Consider the following 25,412-nt stretch of genomic DNA (forward strand, 5'->3'; position numbering starts at 1 on the left):
TTAATTGTTTATTTGTAAGCCTATTAATCCATATGTTTGGATTGAATTTGTTGTTCGATAAGCATTCGACTACCTGATATATGTCGTCGCATCAGCATTTCTGCTAGCTCTTCATCACGGTTACGGATGGCTTGTAGGATATATTTATGTTCATCAAGCGCCTCTTTTGGTCGAGACTGCGCTCTAGGCGATTGGTAGCGATACATGCGTAATAAGTGATAAAGCTCATCACACAGTAGAGAAATGAGTTTGCTGTTGCGGCTGGCTTTAATGATTCGATAATGGAAGTCAAAATCGCCGTGTTGGTGGAAATAAGAAGAACCTTCTACTTCATCAATATGCTGAGAGTGTGTCGACAATAAGCCTTCAAGGCCGATCAGTTCTTCTTGTGTGATATGTCTCGCTGCGAGTCGAGCAGCCATGCCTTCCAAAGCCTCTCGCACCGCGTAAAGCTCTAGCAGTTTTTCTGCCGAAAAAGTAATAACTCGTGCGCCGACATGAGGAATTCGTTCAATAAGCCCTAGCCCCTCCACACGCATTATCGCTTCACGTAATGGACCTCGACTTACTTCAAAGCGTTTAGCCAGTTCAGGCTCCGAGATCTTACTGCCCGGTGGTAATTCACCGTTAACAATCGCCTCAACAAGATACTCAGTGAGGTTTTCTGATTTAGTGTTCTCTTTATCGTTCACACGTGTCTTCGTGTTTGCATTTAAGCTGAGATCTTTTATCGCAGTATTCATATTCACGCTGCTCACTTCTGATTGCTGAACCTTAATTGTCAACAATTCCATAACATGAACATAAAATACACGATTAAATTGTCGACAATCAAGCCAATTGTCGACAATTTAGACTAAGGTAGTATCTTTTATAGACGATAAAAACTTATCCAAAAGGACACCAAAAACAACTCAACCATATGTTATTTATCGACTTAATCAGAGTAAGAGTCACTAAACCCTTATCTACCCTAAAGTCATTTGGAATCGATGTGTCGACAACTAGCTAAGCCAAGTTGCCAAACACCACTTAACCTATACCTGTCAGCGAGTTCAACGATAAACCTTATGTCTCTCAACGAATAAAGACATTACTCCCCGTCGTGAACTTTATGAACTTTATTCACCCAATGTTCTTTATCCTCAATATCGCCGCATTACAGACAATTCATTAACACATCGTTAACTTTAACCTTACCTGCTAAGCAATGTCCTACCCGTTTGTTTAGCAGCTATATAGAAAACATAAGTTTCTCTCCATTGAAGAGATCCCCTACATAAGGAACGTGAACCATGTTCAAGGCACTGAAACCTACTCTTGCGGCTTCTATCATCGCAGCAACCTTTTCTTTCAACACTTTTGCTGCTGACGTAGAAAAAATACACTTCCTAATCCCTGGCGGCGCTGGTGGCGGTTGGGATATGACAGCTCGTGGTACCGGTGATGTACTGGTGAAATCAGACATCGTAGAAAATGTCTCTTTCCAAAACCTATCTGGTGGTGGCGGCGGTAAAGCCATTGCGCACCTAATTGAAACGGCTCAACGCCAAGAAGACACGCTGATGGTGAACTCAACACCTATCGTTGTGCGCTCTCTCACGGGTATTTTTCCACAGTCTTTCCGAGACCTAACACCTGTAGCTGCAACCATTGCCGATTACGGCGCAATCGTTGCGTCTGCAGATTCTAAGTACAACACGTGGGAAGACGTAGTAAAAGAATTCGAAACAAACCCTCGTAAAGTAAAAATTGCTGGCGGTTCAGCTCGTGGCAGCATGGACCACCTTGTGGTTGCTGCAGCGTTCAAAGGCGAAGGTTTTGATGCGAAGAAAGTGCGTTATATTGCCTACGATGCTGGTGGTAAAGCGATGGCGGCACTGCTTTCTGGCGAAACACAGCTTCTTTCAACGGGCCTTGGTGAAGTGCTAGAGATGTCTAAATCTGGCCAAGTAAAAGTGCTTGCTGTGACGGCTCCAAAGCGTCTTGACGCTGCGCCTAACATCCCAACACTGACTGAGTACGGCAACGAGACAGTATTTGCTAACTGGCGTGGTTTCTTCGCGGCACCGGGTACAAGCCAAGCGAAAATCGACGAGTGGAACGAAGCTCTTGGCAAAATGTACAAAACCGATGAGTGGCAAGTGGTTCGTGACCGTAACGGTTGGATCGACAACTACAAAGCAGATAAAGATTTCTACGCCTTCCTAGAAGACCAAGAAAAACAGATGGGCGATCTAATGCGTGAGCTTGGTTTCTTGAAGTAACCAACAACCAGAGAGGGTCTATGTGCCCTCTTACTCTTTCCTTGTTTCGCCGTACATGAGTTAACTTCAAACTCCTTTGTTTATTCGTAGACGTATTACTAACGCTTGCCGATTCGTTGTAAACGCAAGTGGCTGATAAACCAGTACCGTAATTCGCTTACCTTTGGTTAGTGATCCCAGACATTTCATTGACTCGCTCATGTACGGCTTTTTTACTTTTCTACACCACCCAAATGGAGTTGGATATGTCGGACTTACCAACCAAATTTTTCAGTAAGGAATCTTTGCTTTCAGGCGATCGTCTCGGAGCTTTGATCTTTATGCTGGCGTGCTTGTGCTACGGCTATCAAACCACGCTGATTCCTTTGTTTCCCGGTGATGAATATGAACCATTTACCGCGAGAACACTGCCTACCCTGCTGACTTTCATCGGTATCGGGTTATCGTTGATTTTGCTTGTCACTGGAGAACCAAACAAGAAAGTCAAATGTGAAACAACGCCGCTGAACTGGAAACTGCTGATTGGCTTCTTGGTGTTAATGGCACTGTATGGTGTTGGGTTGACGTATCTTGGCTTTGTTTTAGCAACAAGCTTCTTCTTATTAGCGGGCTTCTACCTACTGGGTGAGCGCCGTAAATCAATCTTGTTTGGCGCGTCGTTTCCTTTCGTTATCGCGTTCTTTCTTCTTTTAACTCAAGGCTTAGATATCTACCTAGAGCCTGGTTTAATCTTCACTCTTTGGTAGGGATAACATTATGTTAGACGGAATTTTACAAGGACTTTCTACCGCTGTGATGCCAATGAACATCATGATGGTAATCGTGGGCTGTTTCGTAGGTACCTTCATCGGGATGCTTCCGGGGTTAGGTCCAATCTCAGCCATTGCTCTGATGATCCCTATCACTTACGGCCTAGACCCATCTTCTGGTCTTATTTTGATGGCCGGTGTTTACTACGGTGCGGTATTTGGTGGTTCAACATCATCAATCTTAATTAATGCTCCGGGTTGTTCTTCAACGGTAGTAACCGCGTTTGACGGCTACCCGATGGCTCAAAAAGGCCAAGCGGGTAAAGCTCTTGCACTCGCAGCTTACTCTTCTTTCACAGGCGGTACGCTTTCAGCAATCATGCTTTTGATTGCCGCACCGGCTCTAGCAAGCGTGTCATTGAGCTTCCAATCTTCAGACTACTTTGCATTGATGCTATTAGGCTTATCCGCTGTAGCGGCGTTTGCAGGCCCAGGTCAGGTAATCAAAGCGTGGATGATGACCATTCTTGGTTTAATGCTATCAACTGTTGGTATCGACAAAGGCGTTGGCGTTGAACGTTTCACTTTTGGCCTAACGGATCTGATGGATGGCTTCAGCTTCCTATTATTAGCGATGGCAACGTTCGCACTGGGTGAAACCTTGATGGGTATTCTAAAACCAGAACAAGACACCAGCGCAGAAGAAAGCCAAAAGATGGCCGATATAGGTAGCATGAAGGTCACCAAAGAAGAGTTCAAAGAAGTAGCGCCAGTTTCGATCCGCTCTTCTATTCTCGGTTTCTTTACCGGTGTTCTACCGGGCGCAGGCGCGACGATCGCAGCTTTCTTAAGCTACGGCATGGAGCGTAGTCTAGCGCCCAAAGACAAGCAGAAAGAGTTCGGTAAAGGCAGTATCCGTGGTCTTGTTGCTCCTGAATCAGCAAACAACGCAGCTTCAAGTGGCTCATTCGTTCCACTACTGACGCTAGGTATTCCGGGATCTGGTACCACTGCAATCATGCTAGGTGCATTGATCGCTTACGGCATCCAACCGGGCCCTCGCCTGTTCGTTGAACACCCAGATGTATTCTGGTCGGTGATTATCTCTATGTACTTTGGCAACATTGTATTGGTTATTCTGAACCTGCCGCTTATCCCATATATTTCTAAACTGCTAGCGGTACCTAGAACGGTTCTACTGCCAATGATTATCTTCTTTTCAATCACTGGTGTGTACTTGGTGTCATTCAACACGATGGATGTGTTTGTGATGCTAATTGTGGCGATGGCAGCGATAGCGTTGAGGCTGGCCAACTTCCCACTGGCGCCATTACTACTTGGCTTTATCTTAGGTGGTTTGATGGAAGAAAACTTAAGACGCGCACTGATGATCAGCGATGGTGAACTAAGCTTCCTTTGGGAGCGTCCTATCACCATGACATTCACTATCTTGGCTGTATTGGTTCTTGCTAGTCCGATTCTAGTTAAGCTGTTCAAGAGCTTTAGAACAAAACCAGTAGAAGTGTAAAGCTTTACCGAATCAACTAAACCTCAACGAAAGGAGCCATTGGCTCCTTTTTTCATTTAGAGCCTCAATTCGAACCAACGGTTAAAGATGGTAGCAAACTCACAAACCTATCTTTACAACACACATTGCGCTGATATTCATAACAAATTCAAGTAAGGTAACCAATTAGTTAACGTATTGGATTCTAAACTATGGATTGGTTGATTCTATTCTTGTCAGGCGTGATTGGCGGTGTGCTTAACTCCATTGCGGGTGGCGGCAGCTTTATCACCTTCCCTGCTCTATTGTTTGCTGGCGTTCCACCAATAGCAGCCAACGCGACCAATACCTTTGCTTCGTGTGCCGGATACATTAGCGGAGCCTACGCTCTGCGCCACGAAATTCAATCTGGTACCAAGCAGCTAAAACTGACCATTGCTTTATGTGTCATTGGCGGTGGTATCGGGGCTTTCTTGCTACTTCACACACCAGAAGCTCTGTTCACTCAATCCGTTCCTTGGCTGTTGCTGTTTGCAGCTTTGCTATTCACGTTTGGCGGCACGCTCAATAAATGGTTAAAGCAAGCCACAGCAAAACATAAGCATGCCACCAGCGCAGGTGCATTCTTTTCCGCTTTATTGCTTTTGATTGTTTGTATCTACGGTGGTTATTTTAATGCAGGTTTGGGCATTGTGACATTGAGCTACTTGGCGCTGGCTGGTTACACCAATATCAACGTGATGAATGGCATCAAACTGCTCGTGTCCGCGTGTGCTTCCCTCGCTGCGATCGTATTTTTTATCGTGAATGGCTCTATTGATTGGCCGTCAGGCATAGCCGTTTTGATGGGGACCTTGGTTGGTGGCTATTACTCAGCAAAAATCTCTCGCCGCATCCCACAACAATATGTTCGTAACACAGTGATCATCGCGAGTTTCTTAATCACCGCATATTTCTTTTATTCAAGTTAATTGGGGTTCAAACATTACATAGACTAAACAGAGGTCACCGGTAAAAATGACATCTGAGTTTATCTTTCACTACTTTATAGCTCATAAAACAACCACGCAATAATATGTGAAGCGAGTCTGCCAATTAGCAAATTTGAGAATAATTTAGACTCTTTTTAGCCTTTATTTTACTGAGAATGGGATAATTCTTATGTGGTACGTGATACTTCATAGGAGACGTTATGAACATTAAACTCGGTCATGTCATGTCATCAAGTCGCCTCATCTGCTTTGTCGCTTTTCTCACAGCAACATTCGCATGGATCTTAAATATGCCAGCTCTGTTTTCCGTGTCAGCACTATTTTTGATTATCAGTGCGATCGTTTATATCGCCGATCTTTGCAAGAATAAAAAGAAGAGACGCGATCGGTAATCTTCAACGGTTTCAAATTTAACTCATAAAAAAGGAGCACTTAGGCTCCTAATATATTCTGTGCTCATCACGTCGTCGAACTAGCGACGTCCGCTCTAACGGCGAAAGTTACGACCGTTGCCACCTCGGCGCTCTTTGAAAGCAGACGCGGCTTTAGCTTGTGACGCTTGAATAGACTCAACCGTCAACTCCATTGGTTCACGAGGTTCTAAACCGTGACGGAACGTACGTGAACGTGGTGGCATCTGATATTCGATATCAGACGCTTTAGGCATACGCTTAAAACGGTACAGGTAAAAGTTTTCTACCTTCTCACGAGCCCATTCTGTCTTCTTTAAATATTTAACAGCACTTGCTACCGTTGGTTTAGTGTTAAAGCAGTTCATGCGCATTGCCGCATCTAAAATTTCCCAACCATAATGATCGACTAATTCAGTGATCATGGTTTCAAGCTTTAAGCCGTGCAATGGGTTATTTTGTTGCAGTTCGATTCTTTCTTCTTCAGTCATAACATTACCTTTTTCAAGGCAACTAAAGGCCTTGAATTTACTCTAGAACACCGTCATCACTGACCATTTCTAGCTCAATCACTTGGGCATTACATCCATTGCCCTTATTTATGCCTTTATGATGGCATAAAGCATGCTCGTTATCCTATTTATCTTTAAAATTAATTTCGAATTGGTCATTTAACATTCGGGGTATCATCAACGGCCCTGCATCTCGGGTGTCCTCTTCGGTTCCGAAACCTCACCATTCAAATTAACAAAAATGCTCAAGCAACAAAAAAGGATGCCGATTAGCATCCTTTTGTTTTCTCTGTATCGCTGATAAGAACAATATTGTTCTTAACTGAATCTAACTAACGATTATACGTCGTAAGTTGTAGAAGCAGTATCGCCGCCTGTACCAGTCCAGTTTGTGTGGAAGAATTCACCACGTGGACGGTCAGTACGCTCGTAAGTGTGAGCACCGAAGTAGTCACGTTGAGCTTGTAGAAGGTTCGCTGGAAGACGGGCTGTAGTGTAGCCATCTAGGAACGTTAGTGCAGAAGTCATACATGGCATTGGGATGCCAGATTCCATAGACTTAGCTGCAACTTTACGCCAAGCGCTCATGCAGTTGTCTAGGATACCTTTGAAGTATGCATCTGAACCTAGGAAAGCGATCTCTGGGTTCGCTTCGTAAGCATCACGAATGTTGCCTAGGAATGCAGAACGGATGATACAACCGCCACGCCACATAAGTGCAACGTTACCGTAGTTTAAATCCCAGCCGTTTTCGTTCGACGCCTCACGCATTAGCATGAAACCTTGAGCGTAAGAGATGATCTTAGAAGCCAGTAGAGCCTGACGAATTGCATCAACCCACTCTTGCTTGTCACCTTCAACTGGAGCAACCGTCTTGCCGAACAGTTTCTCAGCTTCAACACGTTGGTCTTTAAGTGCAGACAGGCAACGAGAGAATACAGATTCAGTGATTAGAGTCAGTGGGATACCCATGTCTAGTGCGTTGATACCTGTCCATTTACCTGTGCCTTTTTGGCCAGCAGTGTCTAGGATCTTCTCAACTAGCGCTTCACCGTCTTCATCTTTGTAGCCAAGGATATCAGCAGTGATTTCTACTAGGTAGCTGTCTAGTTCAGTTTTGTTCCAGTCAGCAAATACAGCCTGCATTTCGTCGTGGTTCATACCTAGGCCATCTTTCATGAACTGGTATGCTTCAGTGATAAGCTGCATGTCACCGTATTCGATGCCATTGTGAACCATCTTAACGAAGTGACCAGCACCGTCGTTACCAACCCAATCACAACAAGGCTCACCCGCGTCAGTTTTCGCGGAAATACCTTGGAAGATAGGCTTAACCGCTTCCCAAGCTTCAGGAGAACCGCCTGGCATAATTGAAGGACCGAAACGAGCACCTTCTTCACCACCAGAAACGCCAGTACCGATGAAGTGGATGCCTTTCTCACGAAGAGCAGCAACACGACGGTTAGTGTCTGGGAAGTTAGTGTTACCGCCATCAATGATGATGTCGCCTTTGTCTAGAAGTGGTACAAGCTTGTCGATGAACGTATCTACAACGTCACCAGCACGAACCATAAGCATCACTTTACGTGGCGCTTCTAGCTTCTCAACTAGCTCTTCTAGAGAGTAAGCACCAACAATGTTAGTACCTTTAGCTGGGCCTTCTAGGAACTCGTCTACTTTAGCAGCAGTACGGTTATGAGCCACAACTTTGAAGCCGTGGTCGTTCATGTTTAGGATAAGGTTCTGACCCATTACTGCTAGGCCAATTACACCGATATCACCTTTCATTATTTTATCTCCTTGCGGCTATTCGCACTTATGCGATAGCACTTGCTGCACTTGAATCTAGGAACCACTCTGTTTCGCCAGCTTTAGACTGGATTTTCGCTGCCGGATAAGGCAATTCTGAAGCAGGAGTTGTATGAATTTCTTTAACGATCTCAACTTTACCTGCACCCAGTACTAGGAAACTGATTCGTTTTGCTGCTTCTAAAACTTTTGCCGTTTTAGAAACTCGGATTTGACCGGACTCAGGATGAGAAGCTAATAGAGAGAGTCTCTCGTCTTGGTAATCAGTTACACCCGGAAATAGCGAAGCTGTGTGGCCATCGGCACCAACACCTAACAGAATCCAATCGAAAATAGGCGTGCCGTTTTCACAAGGAATCACATCAGCCATTTCTTTAGCAAAGCGCTCGGCTTCAGCGTTAGGCTCATCTTCACCACGGATGCGGTGGATATTCTCTGCCGGAAGGTTCACGTTCGAAAACAGTAACGCATTCGCTTCACCGAAGTTGCTTTCAGCGTCATCTGGTGCCACGCAACGTTCATCGCCCCACCAAAAATGAAGGTTATTCCATTGAATACCTTCTGCGTATGGTGCTTGAGCTAACAGCTTAAAGAGCATTTTTGGCGTGCTGCCGCCCGACAATGAAATATGAACAGGTCTGCCCTGTTCACTGTAAGCTTTCATTTCGTTTGCTAGGTTTTCAACGACCAATTCTGGCGTTGCAAAGATCTTGTGATTGATCATAATTCGCAGTAATCCGTGTCTGTTAAGTTTTTGCATGGGAAACGCCATGCTCGGCCATCACGTTGCAGAAGCTCATCCGCCTCCTGTGGGCCCCAAGTACCACAAGCATAGCCAAACAGTGCTTGAGGATCTTGTTTGAAGTCTAAGATTGGTTGAACGTATTTCCAACATGCTTCTACCGCATCAGTACGTGCAAACAGAGTTGCGTCACCGTTTAACGCATCAAGAAGCAGACGCTCATAAGCCGTTAGCATTTGAGTTTCAGGCAAGTCAGAGTAAGAGAAGTTCATCTTGACTTCTTTTGCCTTAAAGCCTGCACCAGGTTCTTTCAAACCAAAGCTCATCTGGATACCTTCATCCGGTTGGATACGGATAATCAGTTTGTTCTCTGGTGCATCTTGGCCAAATACTGGATGTGGTGTGTTCTTAAAGTGAATCACGATTTCAGTTACACGTGTAGGTAAACGTTTACCAGTACGTACGTAGAAAGGAACACCATTCCAACGCCAGTTATTGATGTGAGCTTTCAAGCCGATGTAAGTTTCAGTACGAGAGTCATCCGCAACACCTGGTTCTTCACGATAACCTAACAATTGCTGGCCGCGAACGTCTGATGCTGTGTATTGACCTAGGACCAAGTCTTTACGCAGATCATCTTCTTCTAGTGGTTTTAGACACTGAAGGACTTTAACCACTTCGTCACGAATAGAATCCGCATTGATTTGAGCTGGCGGCTCCATGCCTACCATTGCTAGTACTTGTAGCAGATGGTTTTGGAACATGTCGCGCACAGCCCCAGAGCTGTCGTAGTATCCGCCACGTTCTTCAACGCCTAGGAACTCAGCACCCGTGATTTCAACGTAATCAATGAAATTACGATTCCACAGTGGTTCAAACATCGCGTTTGAGAAACGAAGCACTAGAAGGTTTTGTACCGTTTCTTTACCAAGGTAATGGTCGATACGGTAGATCTGGTGTTCTTGGAAGTGATGATGGATCTCTTCATCCAACGCCTGAGCAGATGCTAGGTCGTAACCAAATGGCTTCTCAATGATAAGACGACGCCAGCCGTTCTTCTCATCGTTCAGGCCATGCGCAGCAAGGTTTGCTGGGATCACACCATATAAACTTGGCGGCGTTGCCAAATAGAACAGTGTGTTATGGTTTTCGAATTGGTAGTCTTGCTCAAGATTATCTAGACGTTGTGCTAAACGAGCGTAGTCGTCTACATCTGAAGTGTTGATCGCCTGGTAATGCAAATGCTCAATGAATGCATTTAGCGTCTCTGGTTCAGTTTTTTCCATTTCCTGAAGAGACTTCTTCAGCTTCTCACGGTAAGACTCGTCGCTGTACTCAGTACGGCTCACTCCAAGAATCGCAAAGGATTCAGGAAGTTGATTGCTAGCATACAGGTGGTATAAAGCAGGAATTAACTTACGATAAGTTAGATCTCCCGACGCACCAAAAATAACGATGCTGCTGTTTTCAGGTATTACCATCATCTTTCCTATAAAAACAAGGTTTTTAGTATTCGCCAAAGGTATCAGCGACATACAAAAATAGATAATAGGTCTTAACTATTACATCAATAGCAAGTGCCTATTACACTTGAGAATGCGTTTGGTAAACGAGGGTGAAAGCTATCACCTCTATTCGGGACAGTATTGTCTATGACTATTTGATTTACATCAACCACTGTGAAGGCAATCGATTAAATATTGGCTCACTTTGTCCGGAATATAAGCGATTATTGAGTTCGTAAAGCCCGTTGTGACGATAATTCCTCGTTCACGAACATTGTAGTTAATAAAGAATGGTATCTGGTCGGTGGAGTTAACTGCGGGATATCCGAAGAAAGCAAACAGCGCTTTACTCAACTGATTTCGCATTCTACGTTTAAATTAAGCGCTACCTTCAAGCAAACGAGAATCTTTTAAGCAGGAGGAGCTTTAAGTAGAAGGGAAGACTTTAAATAAAGAGTACTACCTTCTAATTTTGCCCTATCGTTTCGCTCTATTATAGCACCTCTCAGGGCGACCGACGGTGCCATAGTTTAAGTCGGCAACCAACTCACCCGTCGTGATCAAAAACTCTAAGTAGCGTCTGGCTGTGGTTCGGCTTGCACCAATACGTTCACCCGCTTCGTCCGCCGTGATGTTGGTCGCGCTTACTTGCTGAAAAAGCGCTCTGATCTTATCCAACGTTACGCCATCAATTCCTTTGGGTAAGGTTGATACCTTTCCTGAGCCCGCTTTCGCATTGGCTTGCAGCATCTTATCAACCAAGCCTTGGTTCAAATCCGATACACTTTCAAACTCTTGCTGTCGCGATTGATACTTTTTCAGCGCCGCTTCTAAGCGAGGAAACATCACAGGTTTCAACAAATAATCTACCACTCCACCGCGCATTGCCTGTTGCAGAGTATCCACATCCCGAGCAGCAGTAATCAAGATAACGTCACAACCTTGATTGCTTCCTCTTACGTGATTCAGAATATCCAATCCACACCCATCAGGGAGATACACATCCAACAAAACCAAATCCGGCTTTAAGATATCCAATTGCATTAAGGCTTCAGACTGCGTGGTCGCAATCCCCACCACATCAAAGCCACCCATCTGTTCTAAATAACGATGGTGTAGCTCTGCAATCGCAATATCATCTTCAATGACCATGACTCTCGTGATTGCGCTCATTTATGTTCTTCCTTTAACCATGCTTTTTCCGTCACGATGATCTTCACAAGATCGCTTCGCGCTTAATTATTATTGTTCATCTTTTGGCAAATAAACCGTCATTCGTGTGCCAAAGTCGTGGTTGTCGACCATTTCAAGCTGACCTTGATATCGATCTGTCAGTTGCTTTATCAGATACAAACCAACACCGCGATTTTGCTTCGCTTTACTCGAGACGCCTTTTTCGGTGAGTGCTTTGGTCTCCAAGTCTTTCGGTAAACCACACCCTTTGTCTTCTACTTCTATGATAATTTCATTACCAAAATCACTGATTGAAACTTCAATAACCCGACGCGCTGGAGCAATTTGAGCCTCTTGCTTAATAGCCGTCATAGTGGCATCAAAGGCATTATCAATCAGGTTGCCTAGAATTGTGACAACGTCATCCGCGTTCAGCCAACTAGGCAGCGCTTCAAGCCTTGAGCCTTCTTCGACTTTGAGCTCTAAACCAATTTCCCTCGCGCGCTCCGTTTTCCCTAAGAGCATACCTGCAATAAGCGGGTCTTTAACGGTTTCACGCAAGAACTCGATCAAGCTTTGGTAGTGTGCGGTTTCTTGGCCAATCAGTTGCTGTACTGAATCCAACTCGCCCATCTGAATTAGGCCACTGATAGTGTTTAACTTATTTTGGTGTTCGTGCGTTTGCGAACGTAGCAAATCCGCATACTCTTTAGTTTGAGAAAGCTGATCAGTTAAATCATTAATCTCATCTCGTAATCGGAAACTGGACACCGCACCGACCACTTCACCGGCCACAGTAATTGGGCTACGGTTAGCAATAATTCGTTTGTTATTCAGGTATAATTCAACATCGTGGTCAATTTCTCCCGTTGATAAAAGTTTCTCCAAATCACTGCCAGCCAATACATCGGCAAGGCGCTGATTAAGGGATTTATCCCTGTCTATCGACAAAATATCGCAGGCACTTTTATTAATAGAACGCAAAATGCCGTGCTTATCGATACTCAGAATGCCCTCTTTCACGGTACTCATGGTTACATCTAACTCAACATACAATCGGCCTATCTCTTCAGGCTCAAAGCCTAAAATAGCGCGCTGAAAACGGCGAGAGACATAACTTGAAATCAAAGCGTTGACCGCAACCACCAACAAAGCCATCACGATCAAAAAGGCTAAATAAGGCTCAATCCTGTCTTGCAATGAATCCAATAAATAACCTACAGAAACCACGCCAATGACATTGCCTTGAGCATCTTTGACTGCAGATTTACCACGTACAGAAAAACCGAGTGAACCTTTAGCCGTCGACACATAAGACTCACCCAATACCAACGCTTTTTGGTTATCGCCACCACGCATTGGTTTACCGAGCCTGTCATCATAAGGGTGGATCAAGCGGATACCTTTATCATCTCCCACAACGATAAACGCCGCGCCAATCAGCTGAGTAAGGTTACGAAATTTAACTTGGGTTTCTTCAGACAGAACGTAGGGAACACCATTAGCATCCAACGTTCCATTTTCTTGAATAATACTGGTGACAAGTGGCGATTCGGATAGAAATTCAGCAACACCTAATGCTTTCAACCCCATCTCTTGCTCTTGAGATTGCTTGATATAATAAAAACCTGCAGCAGACAGTATCAAAAGTTCAACGAGCCCAGTGACCGTCATGATAATCAGCAACCTTTTTCTGAAGCTGATGCTACTCCATTTCATATAGAACGTCCCTAATACTTAGCCATTGATGTTAACACCAAGTTAATTCGATAGCCTTTGTACTTATACGAATTTGTGACTGTTACTCAACTAAATAATTGGGTTGGCTCTTAATTAGTAATCCCTTACGTTATGTCACTTAGGCTATTGTTCAATTTCAGAGCTGATTGACTCAAAAAATAAATAAACGAGTAAACATTGAGCTAGATCACTTAGCTTTTAGGTGTTTTTAGGTTGTTTAAAATAAATACAATTACAATAGTTGCATATGAAGAAATTTATTGTTGTTAAACTGTAAGTCTCCATTTTAAGACAGCTATCTAGGTCGCAATTTGGATTAACAGAAAGGCAACAATCATTGACCCGCTAGACGTGTCGTACAGTAAGAAACTTGTAATTTTGCTGTTGAGAAAGTTAAAAAAATGAGTGATGTCTCCAACCCTATTTGTTTGCCTCTACTTAAACAGTAGACAGGAATGAAAACTCAGAGGTGCTAGTGGAACATCAGCTAGACTCAGTTAACGACGAAAAAACACTAATAATAAGGGCATGTAAGCCAGTGGTGATGCCCAATGACAACGGGATAAAAAACATAACGTACAAACATTGTTGAAAAGGAAACCAGGCAATGAAACGCGATAATTTTGGAATTTGTCTAACTAAGACTATGCTATTCAAACACTTACAATCTACTTTCACTCATGTAAGAGCCTATGAGAAAGACGATGCATCCCCACGCGATCTCAAGGTATTGTTAGCATTTCCGCAAATGTCAGGCAAAGATTTATTACAAACAATGCAAGGGTCAAAGCAATTGGTATGGCGAGCCGATCACCATTGTCCAAGCTTTAAATAGACCACTTAATGCTGTAAAGACAACTATTTACAGAACTTAGAGTGCACGCTTCGGCGTGCTTTTTAAGTGTTATTTATCTTTGACATCTTCATCACTCTATCTTATTACACTTGATTGACGAGTTATGAGACTTCTGTTGGTGTGAGACAATCTATTCACAGATACAATCTATTCAAGACAAATAACTATCGCCCTGCTAACATTAGAGTTAATACTCTAATTGGTATTTAATTACAGATGACCAAACCAAAATTCCGATACCTTGCGATCGCCAGTATGCTTCTCAGCACTATGGCTTCACCAGGCTATGCAGCTTCGCTCACTTTTTCTGAAGCGTGGCAAATATTACAAGAAAACAATAACTCACTTGCGGCTCAACAAGCCAACGTTGAACGTTATCAACACCTTCAGAACTCAACGAGTAGCCTCAATCTTCCATCTATTACCTTAGGGGCTAACTACACGCACCTTGATAGTGATGTGACGATTAATGGTGAACAGTTTTCGGATAGTTTAAGTGGAGTTCCTTCAATTGGCTTTCCCATTCCCCCTCAAATTGTAAATACGCTGGGCGGTATCACCTCAACCATCACCGAACAAGACATCTTTAGCTCTTCGATTCGCGCTATTTGGCCTATTTTTACGGGCGGACGGATTACCGCCGCACAAAATGTAGCCGAAGGTAAAAGCGAAGAAGCGCAAAGTCAACTGTTGATGGAAAAGCAGGCGCGATACGAAGACCTAAGCAAATACTACTTCTCAGTGATCTTAGCGGAAGATGTAGTGAAAACGCGTCAAGCCGTAGAAGCAGGCTTAACTCAGCACCGAGATTTCGCTATCAAGATGGAACAACAAGGGCAAATTGCACGAGTAGAACGTCTACAAGCGGATGCTTCTTTAGATAAAGCGGTCGTTGAACGCACCAAGGCTGAGAATGATCTTAAGATTGCTCAGCTAGCACTGACTCAAATTCTTGGCCAAAGTCAACGCGTCGAACCTTCAGAGCAACTGTTTATCAACAAGAACCTACCTCATATGGATGTGTTCATTGATCAAACACTAATGACCTACCCCGGCCTTAAAATCCTTGATGCGAAAGAGAAACAAGCAAGTAGCTTAATTAAAGCGGAGAAAGGTAAATACTACCCTGATGTGTACCTTTACGGTGATTACAGCTTGTATGAGGATGACTCTCTAGCCAGCGAAATGAAGCCTGATTGGTTAGTTGGCATTGGGGTGAACGTTCCGTTACTGGATACCTCAGGGCGCTCAGACAAAGTAGCCGCTGCTCACAGCGCTGTTTCTCAGGTCCAATTCCTGAAGTCACAAGCTAAGCAAGACTTAACCGTGTTGGTTCAAAAGACTTACCTCGAAGCAAACCAAGCAATTGAAGAGGTTCAAGGACTGAATTCCAGCCTTTCATTGGCTCAAGAGAACCTATCCCTACGTAAAAAAGCCTTCACTCAAGGGCTCTCTAATTCGTTAGAGGTTGTTGATGCTGAACTCTATCTTGCGAGCATTAAAACCCAGCAATCTGCTGCGCGATTTAAATACCTCATTTCTCTCAACAAGCTTTTGGCGCTAACCAGCGAAATGAACGCTTACTCGAGTTACTCAACTTCTTCTTTTTCGTCTGATTTCGATTCAAAAACAGACACCGATAGCCAGTCAAAAGGATAATTCATGAAACCTATTAAGCCCCTTCTTCTATCTTTAGTTGGTATCGGAATTATTGGCTGGGTCGGATACAGTTTTTACCAAGCGTATCAGCCTCAACCCGTTAAGCTTCAAGGACAAATCGATGCACAGCAATACAGTATCTCTTCTAAAGTGCCCGGCCGAATAGACCAAGTCTTTGTACGCAAGGGCGATTCAGTGGAAAAAGGAGAATTGATCTTCTCTCTTCTTAGCCCAGAAATTGATGCAAAATTAGAACAAGCAAAAGCGGGACAGAAAGCGGCAGGTGCATTGGCTAAAGAAGCCGAGAATGGTGCGCGTAGCCAACAAATCCAAGCTGCGAAAGACCAATGGTTGAAAGCCAAAGCTGCTGCAAACCTAATGAACAAAACCTACCAACGAGTGAATAATCTTTACAACGATGGTGTGGTTGCCGAGCAGAAGCGTGATGAAGCCAAAACACAGTGGCAAGCGGCGAAGTACACCGAAAGTGCCGCTTTCCAAATGTACCAATTGGCGCAAGAAGGTGCTCGCGACGAAACCAAAGTGGCAGCCGCTCAAAAAGCGTTAATGGCGGCAGGTGCGGTAGCGGAAGTTGAGGCTTACGCGAAAGACACACAGATCCACAGCTGGTTTAGTGGTGAAGTGGCCCAAGTACTATTGAGCAGTGGTGAATTAGCGCCACAAGGTTTCCCCGTTGTCACCGTTATCGATACTCAAGACGCCTGGGCTGTGTTCAATGTTCGTGAAGACATGTTGAAGCACTTTGAGAAAGGCACTCAATTTGAAGCCTACCTTCCTGCTCTAGATAAATCACTAACCTTTAAAGTGACTCATATTGCCGTCATGGGTGATTTCGCGACTTGGCGCTCAACCGATGCAGCGCAAGGCTTTGACTTACGTACATTCGAAGTAGAAGCACGCCCTGTCGACACCGACGAAACACTGCGTATGGGCATGAGCCTTGTGGTTGAGCTTTAGGTGGCGTATGTCTGCTAACTCTCACTCATCAGATCACCATAAAGTGACGAGTATATTACTTAGGCAGTGGGCGATAGTCAGCAAAGACAAGTGGTTGTTGTCGTGCCTAACGTGGATACCTTTGCTTCTTGCTGCCAGCATTTGGCTAATTTTCTCACAAGGCATCGCTCGTGACTTACCCGTTGCGGTGGTTGATCTTGAACATAGTCAAATTTCGCAACAGTTCACGCGCTTAGTTGATGCCTCCCCGACGCTGCAAGTGAGTCAGAAATACAGCTCAGTGAGCGAAGCAGCTAAGGCGATGATCAAACGCGATATCTATGGCTATGTTGTCATCCCTAGACACTTTGACCGAGATATTTACTTAGGGTTAAACCCGCAAGTATCGGTGTTCTACAACAGCCAATTTATTTTGATCGGCAAACTGGTTAACTCGGCTCTGCTGCAGGTTCAAGGCACATTTAACGCGCAACTCGAAGTGGTGAAACAACTTTCGCATGGTGATACCACAGTGCAATCCGCATTAGGCCAAGCAGTAACAGTGCAAAGCCAGATCACGCCACTGTTCAACAAGAACAGCAGTTATGCTCAGTTCTTGGTGTCTGCGGTTATTCCTGCACTATGGCAGATCATGATTGTGGTGGGCACGATATTGGTTTTGACGGCGAACGTTAGAGCTTGTGGGCTTCACGCTTGGTTATCCAGCGCCCCTGTGAAGTCACTTGCATCAACATTAACGCCCTACCTTGTCTTGTTTTTGATGTTTGGTATCGCGTTTAGCTTTTGGTTCTATGTGCTCTTAGACTGGCCATTTAACGGCAGCTTTGTGGCATTGACCATCGCCCAACTGCTTACTGTGATTAGTTGTATCATCATGGGTTGTTTGTTTTTCTTCTTAACACTTGATCCTGCAAGGGCAATGAGTTTCGCTGGCGCATTTACGGCACCAAGTTTTGCATTCATGGGGATTACCTTTCCGGTGACAGACATGAACACGGTAGCTCAAATTTGGAGAAGCTTATTGCCTGTGAGTCATTACATCGAAGTACAAACAGGACAGTCTAGCTATGGCGTGAGCGCAGCACAGTCGCTGATCAGCCTCTCTTCCATGTTGTGGTACGCGGTTCCTGCTTTCGTGGTGATGTTGTTAATTAAGAAACACTTGGCTCAATCGGCTCTGTCTGCACAAACGGATCTAACAGCCCAAGCTGCTCTATCTGCAAAAGCGACGCCGTCAACACAAGCAACACTGCAAGAGAAACCAGAAGCATCAGCACAACAAGGAGTAAAACGATGAGCTTTACTCAACTGCTCAAGCAAGAACTCTTAGCGGTACTTCGCAACCCTGTTGTATTGCTCACCGTGTTCGGTGGTGTGGTCTTCTATTCCTTTTTGTATCCGTTGCCTTACGCTAATCAAGTACCTCAACAATTGAAAGCGTCGGTGGTGAACTTGGATAAGAGCAAAAGCAGCTACCAGTTAGAAAGAATGGTCGATGCGACCTCTCAAATCGATTTGGTTCGTCGAGATTCCACCATCGAAGATGCGAAACAAGCCGTGCTGAACCAAGAGATTGGCGGGTTCATCGTCATCCCAGAAGATTTCTATAAAGATCTACTTCTTGGAAATAGCCCTACGCTCTCTTATGCAGGCGATGCATCTTACTTCTTGGTATACGGAACCATTGTTGAGGGGTTAGCCAAAGCCGGAGGCACGTTAGCTGCACAAGTTAAGGTCAGTCATTTGTTAGTCGAAGGTGTGCCTTTAGAATCGGCAGCCAAAAGTTACAGTGCATTTAGCTTAAACCTAAAGCCAACCTTCAATAGTCGCATGGGATACATCGATTATGTTGTTCCTGCGGTCTTTGTGTTGATCCTACAACAAACCTTAGCTATGGCTTCTGGTTTAGTTGGCGCAACACAAAACGCTCAATCGACATTTGGTTATTGGAGTAAAATGCCACCAGCTAAGCTGATCCTTGCTCGTTGTTGTACCTTAGTCGGCGTTTATTACTTGTTGTCCATGTACTACTTCGGAGCCAGTTTCTCGATGTATGGGATTAACTTGCTCGCCTCTATGACTCAAATTCTAACTCTGCTGCTGCCTTTCTTACTGGCAAGCTGTTTGATCGGAATTTTTATTGGTGAGCTAGTGCCAAGAAGAGAGTTAGTCACTGTCGTGGTGTTGATCAGTTCGATGCCACTTATCTTCTCCTCTGGATTTATCTGGCCTGTTGAAATGATGCCTCAGTGGTTAGTACTGTTATCACAGCTATTCCCAAGTACACCGGCGATTCAAGGTTTCTTGGCTCTTAATCAGATGGGCGCTTCATGGCAAGAAGTAGCACCTCAATGGACGCTGTTATGGGGACAAGTTGTTCTATGGGGTTGGTTGCTGGCACTTAAACTCTACCACAAATCCAGCAAAAGCACGGTTGGCAACAGCAATAGTCATCGAGCCGTTTAGTTTTATGTTCTAGCGGAAAGTACTCATGCTTTCCGCTCATCAAAAAAGCTCTGATAAAGGGCTTTTTTAATATCCTCAGATCCGAATACACCTTCAGCCTTCGAATGTTTAAACACCTCGAAAACATATCGAATACTCGAACTCCCCTACGTTCCCTCTATGTCCCTACAACCCATCACTCTGAATTCTCCTTCACCCACCCCTAAAACAACTACTGTATATACTTTTCTCAGCCTAAAAAGCACCGACTTATTCCAAAATGATGACAAAACCCAAACAGTTGTAAATTTATTGTAAAAATTTCTTTGTTGGCATTATTTTTATGTATAGGATTATCAGTAGGGCTTGGTAGGCCGAATACCATAGTCTTATTGGTGCACATACCGAAAGGATATCCATATAAAGCAAGATCAGTACTTATATTTATTTCGTTTTTCGACCTAGCTACAGCCGTTTATGTTGCCGTCAAATGAAGTAGATAAACCACTGAGATATACAAATCAAATAGAAAACAAACACAACAGCAACAAACATAATTTATTAAAAAGACAGGGAAAACCATGAAAAACATACGTGAATTATTTTTTGGGTTTATATTATTGTTTAGTTCCAGTGCATTTGCAGAAGAAGGATCATTTAACCAAGCTATCAGCAACTTAAGTCAAAATGTTGATGGATTTTTCAACGAATACACAGGTTGGTTCGTTGGGCTAATATTTAAAAGCGTACCGGTAGGTGAAGCAAGCTTCCCAATTATTGTAGGCTGGCTACTGCTCGCTGCGATCATCTTTACTGTTTACTTTGGCTTTGTTCAATTTAAACGTGTAGGGATGGCAATAGATATTATCAAAGGCAAGTACACCGATCCTAACTCTAAACACGAAGGGGAAGTTTCTCACTTTCAAGCGTTAACAACTGCGCTTTCTGGTACTGTTGGGCTTGGTAATATTGCCGGTGTGGGTGCTGCACTCGCGATTGGTGGTCCTGGCGCGACATTCTGGATGATCTTGTGTGGCCTTCTGGGTATGGCTTCTAAGTTCTGTGAGTGTACCTTAGGTGTGAAATACCGAACTATCCTACCTTCAGGCGTTGTTTCGGGTGGTCCAATGTACTACCTAAGCCAAGGTCTTGGTGAAAGAGGTTTAGGCGGACTAGGTAAAGCGCTCGCTATTGGTTTCGCATTAATGTGTATTTTGGGCTCATTGGGCGGTGGTAACATGTTCCAAGCTAACCAAGCACATGCCATGTTAACTTACGCATTTGATGTACCAAGTGAATACGGTGTGATCACTGGCCTTGTACTTGCCTCTTTAGTTTTCTCTGTGATTGTTGGTGGTATGCCTTCTATCGCATCGGTTACGGAAAAAGTTGTTCCTTGGATGGCTGCTCTGTATATCGGTATGGCTCTGATTGTTATCGGTTCTAACCTTGATCAAGTTGGCCCTGCGTTCAGCGCAATCTTTACAGGTGCATTTACTGGTGAAGGTGTTGTTGGTGGATTCATTGGTGCGTTAATTCAAGGCTTGAAACGTGCAACGTTCTCGAACGAAGCAGGTGTAGGTTCAGCAGCTATCGCTCACTCAGCGGTAAAAACAAAAGAGCCAATCACCGAAGGTCTAGTATCCCTATTAGAACCGTTCGTTGATACAGTAATCATTTGTACAATGACTGCATTGGTTATCACTATCGCTGGCTTAAACGTAGGTCCGTTCGATGGTTCTGGTTTAACGGGTGTAACGCTGACTGCAGCATCGTTTACTGAAACGGCAGAAGTATTCAAATATACACTCGCTCTCGCGGTAATCATGTTTGCATTTTCTACCATGATCTCTTGGTCGTACTACGGTCTTAAAGCTTGGACTTACCTATTTGGTGAAGGCAAAACAACGGAGCTGATTTTCAAAGTGATGTTCTGTGTGTTTGTTGTTATTGGTGCCACGATTCAATTTGGTGCGGTAATCGACTTCTCTGATGCGGCTATCTTTGCGATGTCTATCTTCAACATTCTTGGTCTGTACTTCTTGATGCCAGTTGTGAAGAAAGAACTGCAATCGTTTGTTGCTCGTGTGAAATCAGGCGAAATCAAAACGTATGAGAAATAATGTTTAGTGGAATGAGGTTGCTCTAGTAGCTAACTGGACTCTAAGAAACGATACAGCTCTAAAAACGAAACTGTTCTAAAAATTTTTGTAAGACCCTTTACTTGAGAAAGCGTAAACAGGACTGCAACTTATCCAAAATCCCTACTAGCTTGGCTTGTGGGGATTTTTTATGTCTGAATGATTAGGCGAGTAACTATCCTCAATGCCCTGCTCACTCTTTTCGCCCTTTTCACTATCGTGTTCAACGTCGACACGACGAATCAACTCTTCTACTTCGATCATCTCTTTTTGCGCTAATGGCGAACAACAATCATCGAAACAATAAGCTATGGTGCAGTTCTCACAAAGATACTCTGGCATCACCCCATCCCTTGTCGTCAAAGCAGCCAAATACGAGCGAGCAATCGACTTCGTGTTCATCCTGAACAACACTATTATGCAGCGACTCTGAGCTGAAAATATGTATGCAAAGTCATTTAATAGACAATAAGTAACATATCATTGTGGATATACGTATCTATTCACAAATATCTAAGCAAACAATGAAAACACGCAAATAATCAATAATGACAAAACACTGGAGCTATGCTCCCGAGAAAACGCAAAACGCCCACATCACGTGTGTGATGTGGGCGTTTCAATATTTACTACAAAACTAACGTTAGGTTGGTAAAGCCTACGGCTTATAGACCCATCTCTTCAGTTAATGTTTTGATTTGTTTGAGGTCCATAGTGTGAACTTGAATCATTTGTCTGATATCACTCAATCGAGAGTTAGCGTTATCTTGTTTCTCACAAGCATTTGATTTTGAATCCCATGATGTGCCATCTAAAAACACGTCACACGCCTTTTTTAAAGAGCCAAGTTTCTGTTCAAGTTCATCTCTTTCTTTCTCAAGCTTTTCAAGTTCTTGAGAAATTTGTAATTCTTTACGGAACAATTCACGAGAGCGTTCAAACAAAGTCGACTGCATATCCGCCTGACGGTTTAGCTTCAGGTTGTCCTGTTTAGTTTTGTCTAGCGTTTGCTTTTGTTCGTTTAACTGTTGTTCTAGCGAGTAGTTCGCTTTCTCTAAAACTGCAGATTGTTTCGCTAAGTCTTGGACCTCTTTTTGATGCTCTTCAGCCTGTTTGACTAGCGCGGCTTCTACTTTTGCATCGACCTCGGTATCGACTTTTGCCACCTTCGCTTCCACTGACGTCATCAATTCCGTTTTACTGTCGCGCAATTCTTGATATCGGGTTTCAAGTACCTGATAAGTGGACTCCCACTTCGAAGCCGTCACTGTAGAACCGATTAAGCCACCTAGCGCTAAACCTATAACCGCAGCAATGCCGATATAAAGCTGACTGCGCTTATCACGTTCTTCAATAACAACCACTTCATCTTGTTCGCTTTGTCCAGATTGCTGGTTCACTAGCGGGTACTCCCAAAATATGTTTAACATTACGCGGTCACTGATGTTCAAGATTCAGTTAAACCTATCACCTAAGCCTTGAATACATCACCTAAGTTCATGTCCACTCGCTCGCTGTCGTTTGAACACCGCTCATTTAAAAACGCAGTAGAAACCACCGCGCCTAACGAGTTAACTCCGAAATCATCAAGCTGGCTGTATACAAAAGGAAGCTGCTAACGATAACTATCACTACCCCTTTTTGCACCTTTTCGTTAGTCCGATAACGAAACAGTACAAATGCCAAAGCTAATAAAAAAACAATCGCTATTAGTCGAGTCATAACTCCTCCTTGTTTCTCTATTTTATACCATTTAAATAAGCAAGTTACGTCAGAGTCACGTTGTTTGATCATTTAGTTGAACAACATTTGTGCAAACAGATATTTTGTAGCTGACATCACATTTTATATGATCTAGGATACGCCTACAGATTACCTGATTATTTAGGTAATTGTTCCAATGAAGACTGCAGGAGAGTGGTTTTTAACTAAACTTTAACATTTAGTTAGATTGACCCGCCGAAGAAGTAAATCTTTCAGGTGCTTTATGCTGGTTAACCCCAGAAAAGTGAGGACTGTCGTTGGAGGAACCTCTGGAGAGAGCCGTACTACTTTGTTGTAGAAAGCGGCCGCCGAAGGAGCAAGCTTAGTGCCCGTAACTTATCTATAAGTGATTCGCTAAGTGAAACTCTCAGGCAAAAGGACAGAGGAGTGGAAAGCAACAAACCTTAATTAACAATAGAATTCTATCTAGAAATCCGTATGTATTAAGTGGTGCTATCGATCCCTGTGATCTGCGCTGCCTTCCCTCTTCTCCTTAAATTTTTAATTTATTAAGGGGAATCTATGAACCACCTACAAGCTACACTACAAACCATCAACCAATTCGTTTGGGGACCACCACTGCTTATTCTGCTAGTGGGGACAGGTATCTACTTTACTTTTCGCTTAGGCTTGCTCCAGTTTAGACACCTCCCAACGGCACTAAAAATGGTGTTCAGCAAAGACAAATCGGGTACGGGTGATGTATCAAGTTTCGCCGCTTTGTGTACTGCGCTTTCAGCGACCATTGGTACAGGTAACATCGTTGGTGTAGCGACCGCTATCAAGATTGGTGGCCCTGGTGCCCTATTCTGGATGTGGCTTGCTGCTATATTTGGTATGGCGACTAAATATGCAGAATGTCTACTTGCCGTTAAATACCGCAGAACCGATAGTAATGGTGAAATGGTTGGCGGCCCAATGTACTACCTTCAATACGGTGTCGGCTCAAGAGTCTTAGCGGTGATGTTCGCTGTGTTCGCTTTGGGTGTTGCCTGCTTCGGTATTGGTACCTTCCCACAAGTCAACGCAATCTTAGACGCAACTCACATCTCATTTGGCGCTTCGCGTGAGATGTCTGCGGTTGTTCTTACGATATTGGTGGCAGTTGTAACCCTTGGTGGTATCCAATCTATCGCTAAAGTGGCAGGGAAAGTTGTCCCTACTATGGCGGTTATGTACGTCGTCGCGTGTTTAAGCGTTCTGATTTCAAATGCAGATCAACTACTGAATGCCATTACCCTTGTTGTTACCTCTGCGTTTACTAACACAGCAGCAACAGGAGGTTTCTTTGGTGCGAGCATCATGCTTGCCATCCAATCAGGTATTGCTCGTGGTGTGTTCTCTAATGAATCTGGCTTGGGTAGTGCGCCAATGGCTGCGGCTGCGGCAAAAACAAATTCATGCGTGAAGCAAGGACTTGTCTCTATGACAGGTACCTTCTTTGACACCATCATCATCTGTACGATGACAGGCTTGGCGCTTATCTTAACGGGTGCTTGGCAGACGGACCTTTCTGGCGCTGCGATGACCACTCATGCATTCGCTGTTGGTTTGAATGCAGACACCCTTGGCCCAATGCTGGTTTCTGTTGGCTTAATTTTCTTTGCGTTTACAACAATTTTAGGTTGGAACTACTACGGTGAGCGCTGCGTTGTATTTTTGTTGGGTACTAAAGCCGTTCTACCTTACAAGATAATCTTCATCGCGTTGGTGGCTTCTGGGGCATTCTTAAAGCTCGACATGATCTGGATAATGGCAGATATCGTGAATGGCCTAATGGCAATTCCGAACCTAATCGGACTTATTTTACTACGCCACGTTGTTGTCGAAGAAACGAAGCTCTTCTTCAAGCCTCTAACTTCTTCAAATGATAGCGAAGCAGTTAGAGTATAACCTAAATTGATTGAACACAAAGCCCGCACTCACTTCAAGTGCGGGCTTTTTTATATTCACTCGAAAGTTAAACTGACTAAGTTATGACTACCGAATATCCATAAATAAATACAATATTTATTCGGGTACGGTTCCAATTAAATATTAGACAAAGATTAATAAAAATCCACTAATATAAAACTCACTAATAAAATAAACTCTTAATTAGACATTGCTTACTTTTAAAAAATTGTGACTAAGTGTCAGTATTTTTGTCAAAAACGAATAAAC

21 protein-coding genes and 1 riboswitch are annotated in these 25,412 nt (G+C 43.8%); of the genes, 12 read left to right on the forward strand and 9 right to left on the reverse strand.

From position 1 onward, the window contains the following. Positions 1–23: 23 nt before the first annotated feature. Positions 24–743, reverse strand: coding sequence for a GntR family transcriptional regulator (locus OCV24_RS08005; RefSeq protein WP_029626809.1), 720 nt, complete (start codon positions 741–743; stop codon positions 24–26). A 552-nt stretch (positions 744–1,295) separates the two neighbouring features. Between OCV24_RS08005 and OCV24_RS08010 the strand changes: the two genes are divergently transcribed. From OCV24_RS08010 to OCV24_RS08030, 5 genes are all read left to right on the forward strand, one after another. After that, positions 1,296–2,267 carry a tripartite tricarboxylate transporter substrate binding protein gene (locus OCV24_RS08010; RefSeq protein WP_017055247.1) on the forward strand — a complete coding sequence of 324 codons (972 nt, stop codon included), beginning with the start codon at positions 1,296–1,298 and terminating at the stop codon, positions 2,265–2,267. Between the two features lie 245 nt (positions 2,268–2,512). Then, positions 2,513–3,013 carry a tripartite tricarboxylate transporter TctB family protein gene (locus tag OCV24_RS08015; RefSeq protein WP_060467586.1) on the forward strand — a complete coding sequence of 167 codons (501 nt, stop codon included), beginning with the start codon at positions 2,513–2,515 and terminating at the stop codon, positions 3,011–3,013. Between the two features lie 10 nt (positions 3,014–3,023). Then, positions 3,024–4,544 (forward strand): tripartite tricarboxylate transporter permease, encoded by a 1,521-nt coding sequence (locus OCV24_RS08020; protein ID WP_017055245.1) that lies wholly within the window; start codon positions 3,024–3,026, stop codon positions 4,542–4,544. A gap of 191 nt (positions 4,545–4,735) precedes the next feature. Further along, the gene (locus OCV24_RS08025; protein WP_150877970.1) at positions 4,736–5,494 is read left to right on the forward strand and encodes a sulfite exporter TauE/SafE family protein; all 759 of its coding nucleotides are present in this window, start codon (positions 4,736–4,738) and stop codon (positions 5,492–5,494) included. A gap of 221 nt (positions 5,495–5,715) precedes the next feature. Then, positions 5,716–5,907 (forward strand): hypothetical protein, encoded by a 192-nt coding sequence (locus OCV24_RS08030; RefSeq protein WP_017055243.1) that lies wholly within the window; start codon positions 5,716–5,718, stop codon positions 5,905–5,907. A gap of 95 nt (positions 5,908–6,002) precedes the next feature. Here OCV24_RS08030 and OCV24_RS08035 read toward each other — a convergent pair whose 3' ends face one another. The 6 genes from OCV24_RS08035 to OCV24_RS08060 form a co-directional block, all read right to left on the reverse strand. Continuing rightward, positions 6,003–6,416, reverse strand: a complete 414-nt coding sequence (locus OCV24_RS08035; RefSeq protein WP_017055242.1) for a VF530 family protein — start codon at positions 6,414–6,416, stop codon at positions 6,003–6,005. A gap of 360 nt (positions 6,417–6,776) precedes the next feature. Further along, a complete protein-coding gene (gnd, locus tag OCV24_RS08040) occupies positions 6,777–8,225 on the reverse strand; it encodes a decarboxylating NADP(+)-dependent phosphogluconate dehydrogenase (protein WP_017055241.1) in 1,449 nt (482 codons plus the stop codon). Between the two features lie 28 nt (positions 8,226–8,253). Further along, the gene (gene pgl, locus OCV24_RS08045; RefSeq protein ID WP_017055240.1) at positions 8,254–8,970 is read right to left on the reverse strand and encodes a 6-phosphogluconolactonase; all 717 of its coding nucleotides are present in this window, start codon (positions 8,968–8,970) and stop codon (positions 8,254–8,256) included. Then, positions 8,967–10,469, reverse strand: a complete 1,503-nt coding sequence (gene zwf / locus OCV24_RS08050) for a glucose-6-phosphate dehydrogenase (RefSeq protein ID WP_017055239.1) — start codon at positions 10,467–10,469, stop codon at positions 8,967–8,969. The genes pgl and zwf overlap by 4 nt, the downstream gene beginning before the upstream one ends. A 501-nt stretch (positions 10,470–10,970) precedes the next feature. After that, complete coding sequence (locus OCV24_RS08055; protein WP_017055238.1) at positions 10,971–11,666, reverse strand: response regulator; 696 nt, start codon at positions 11,664–11,666, stop codon at positions 10,971–10,973. Between the two features lie 69 nt (positions 11,667–11,735). Continuing rightward, a complete protein-coding gene (locus OCV24_RS08060; protein WP_032547857.1) occupies positions 11,736–13,385 on the reverse strand; it encodes an ATP-binding protein in 1,650 nt (549 codons plus the stop codon). 628 nt (positions 13,386–14,013) lie between these two features. Between OCV24_RS08060 and OCV24_RS08065 the strand changes: the two genes are divergently transcribed. From OCV24_RS08065 to OCV24_RS08090, 6 genes are all read left to right on the forward strand, one after another. Then, positions 14,014–14,241, forward strand: a complete 228-nt coding sequence (locus OCV24_RS08065) for a hypothetical protein (protein ID WP_017055236.1) — start codon at positions 14,014–14,016, stop codon at positions 14,239–14,241. Positions 14,242–14,478: 237 nt separating this feature from the next. Then, positions 14,479–15,921 carry a TolC family protein gene (locus OCV24_RS08070; RefSeq protein WP_150877968.1) on the forward strand — a complete coding sequence of 481 codons (1,443 nt, stop codon included), beginning with the start codon at positions 14,479–14,481 and terminating at the stop codon, positions 15,919–15,921. A 3-nt stretch (positions 15,922–15,924) separates the two neighbouring features. Beyond that, entirely contained in the window at positions 15,925–16,899 is a 975-nt protein-coding gene (locus tag OCV24_RS08075) for an HlyD family secretion protein (RefSeq protein ID WP_017055234.1), read from the forward strand. Positions 16,900–16,906: 7 nt separating this feature from the next. Then, positions 16,907–18,196 (forward strand): ABC transporter permease, encoded by a 1,290-nt coding sequence (locus tag OCV24_RS08080; protein WP_046222882.1) that lies wholly within the window; start codon positions 16,907–16,909, stop codon positions 18,194–18,196. After that, positions 18,193–19,365 carry an ABC transporter permease gene (locus OCV24_RS08085; RefSeq protein WP_046222881.1) on the forward strand — a complete coding sequence of 391 codons (1,173 nt, stop codon included), beginning with the start codon at positions 18,193–18,195 and terminating at the stop codon, positions 19,363–19,365. Before OCV24_RS08080 ends, OCV24_RS08085 begins: the two co-directional genes overlap by 4 nt. Before the next feature lie 560 nt (positions 19,366–19,925). Next, positions 19,926–21,467 (forward strand): alanine/glycine:cation symporter family protein, encoded by a 1,542-nt coding sequence (locus tag OCV24_RS08090; protein WP_046222880.1) that lies wholly within the window; start codon positions 19,926–19,928, stop codon positions 21,465–21,467. Between the two features lie 144 nt (positions 21,468–21,611). Here OCV24_RS08090 and OCV24_RS08095 read toward each other — a convergent pair whose 3' ends face one another. Both OCV24_RS08095 and OCV24_RS08100 read right to left on the reverse strand, forming a co-directional pair. Then, the gene (locus tag OCV24_RS08095; RefSeq protein ID WP_017055230.1) at positions 21,612–21,827 is read right to left on the reverse strand and encodes a hypothetical protein; all 216 of its coding nucleotides are present in this window, start codon (positions 21,825–21,827) and stop codon (positions 21,612–21,614) included. A gap of 323 nt (positions 21,828–22,150) precedes the next feature. Beyond that, positions 22,151–22,885, reverse strand: coding sequence for a chromosome segregation ATPase (locus OCV24_RS08100; protein ID WP_017055229.1), 735 nt, complete (start codon positions 22,883–22,885; stop codon positions 22,151–22,153). Positions 22,886–23,508: 623 nt separating this feature from the next. Next, a riboswitch (glycine riboswitch) is annotated at positions 23,509–23,642 on the forward strand. A 129-nt stretch (positions 23,643–23,771) separates the two neighbouring features. Here OCV24_RS08100 and OCV24_RS08105 point away from each other — a divergent pair. Then, a complete protein-coding gene (locus tag OCV24_RS08105) occupies positions 23,772–25,142 on the forward strand; it encodes an alanine/glycine:cation symporter family protein (protein ID WP_150877966.1) in 1,371 nt (456 codons plus the stop codon). The last annotated feature ends 270 nt before the right edge of the window (positions 25,143–25,412 follow it).

The sequence above is a fragment of the Vibrio kanaloae genome (assembly GCF_024347535.1).
GTDB classification, from domain to species: Bacteria; Pseudomonadota; Gammaproteobacteria; order Enterobacterales; family Vibrionaceae; genus Vibrio; species Vibrio kanaloae.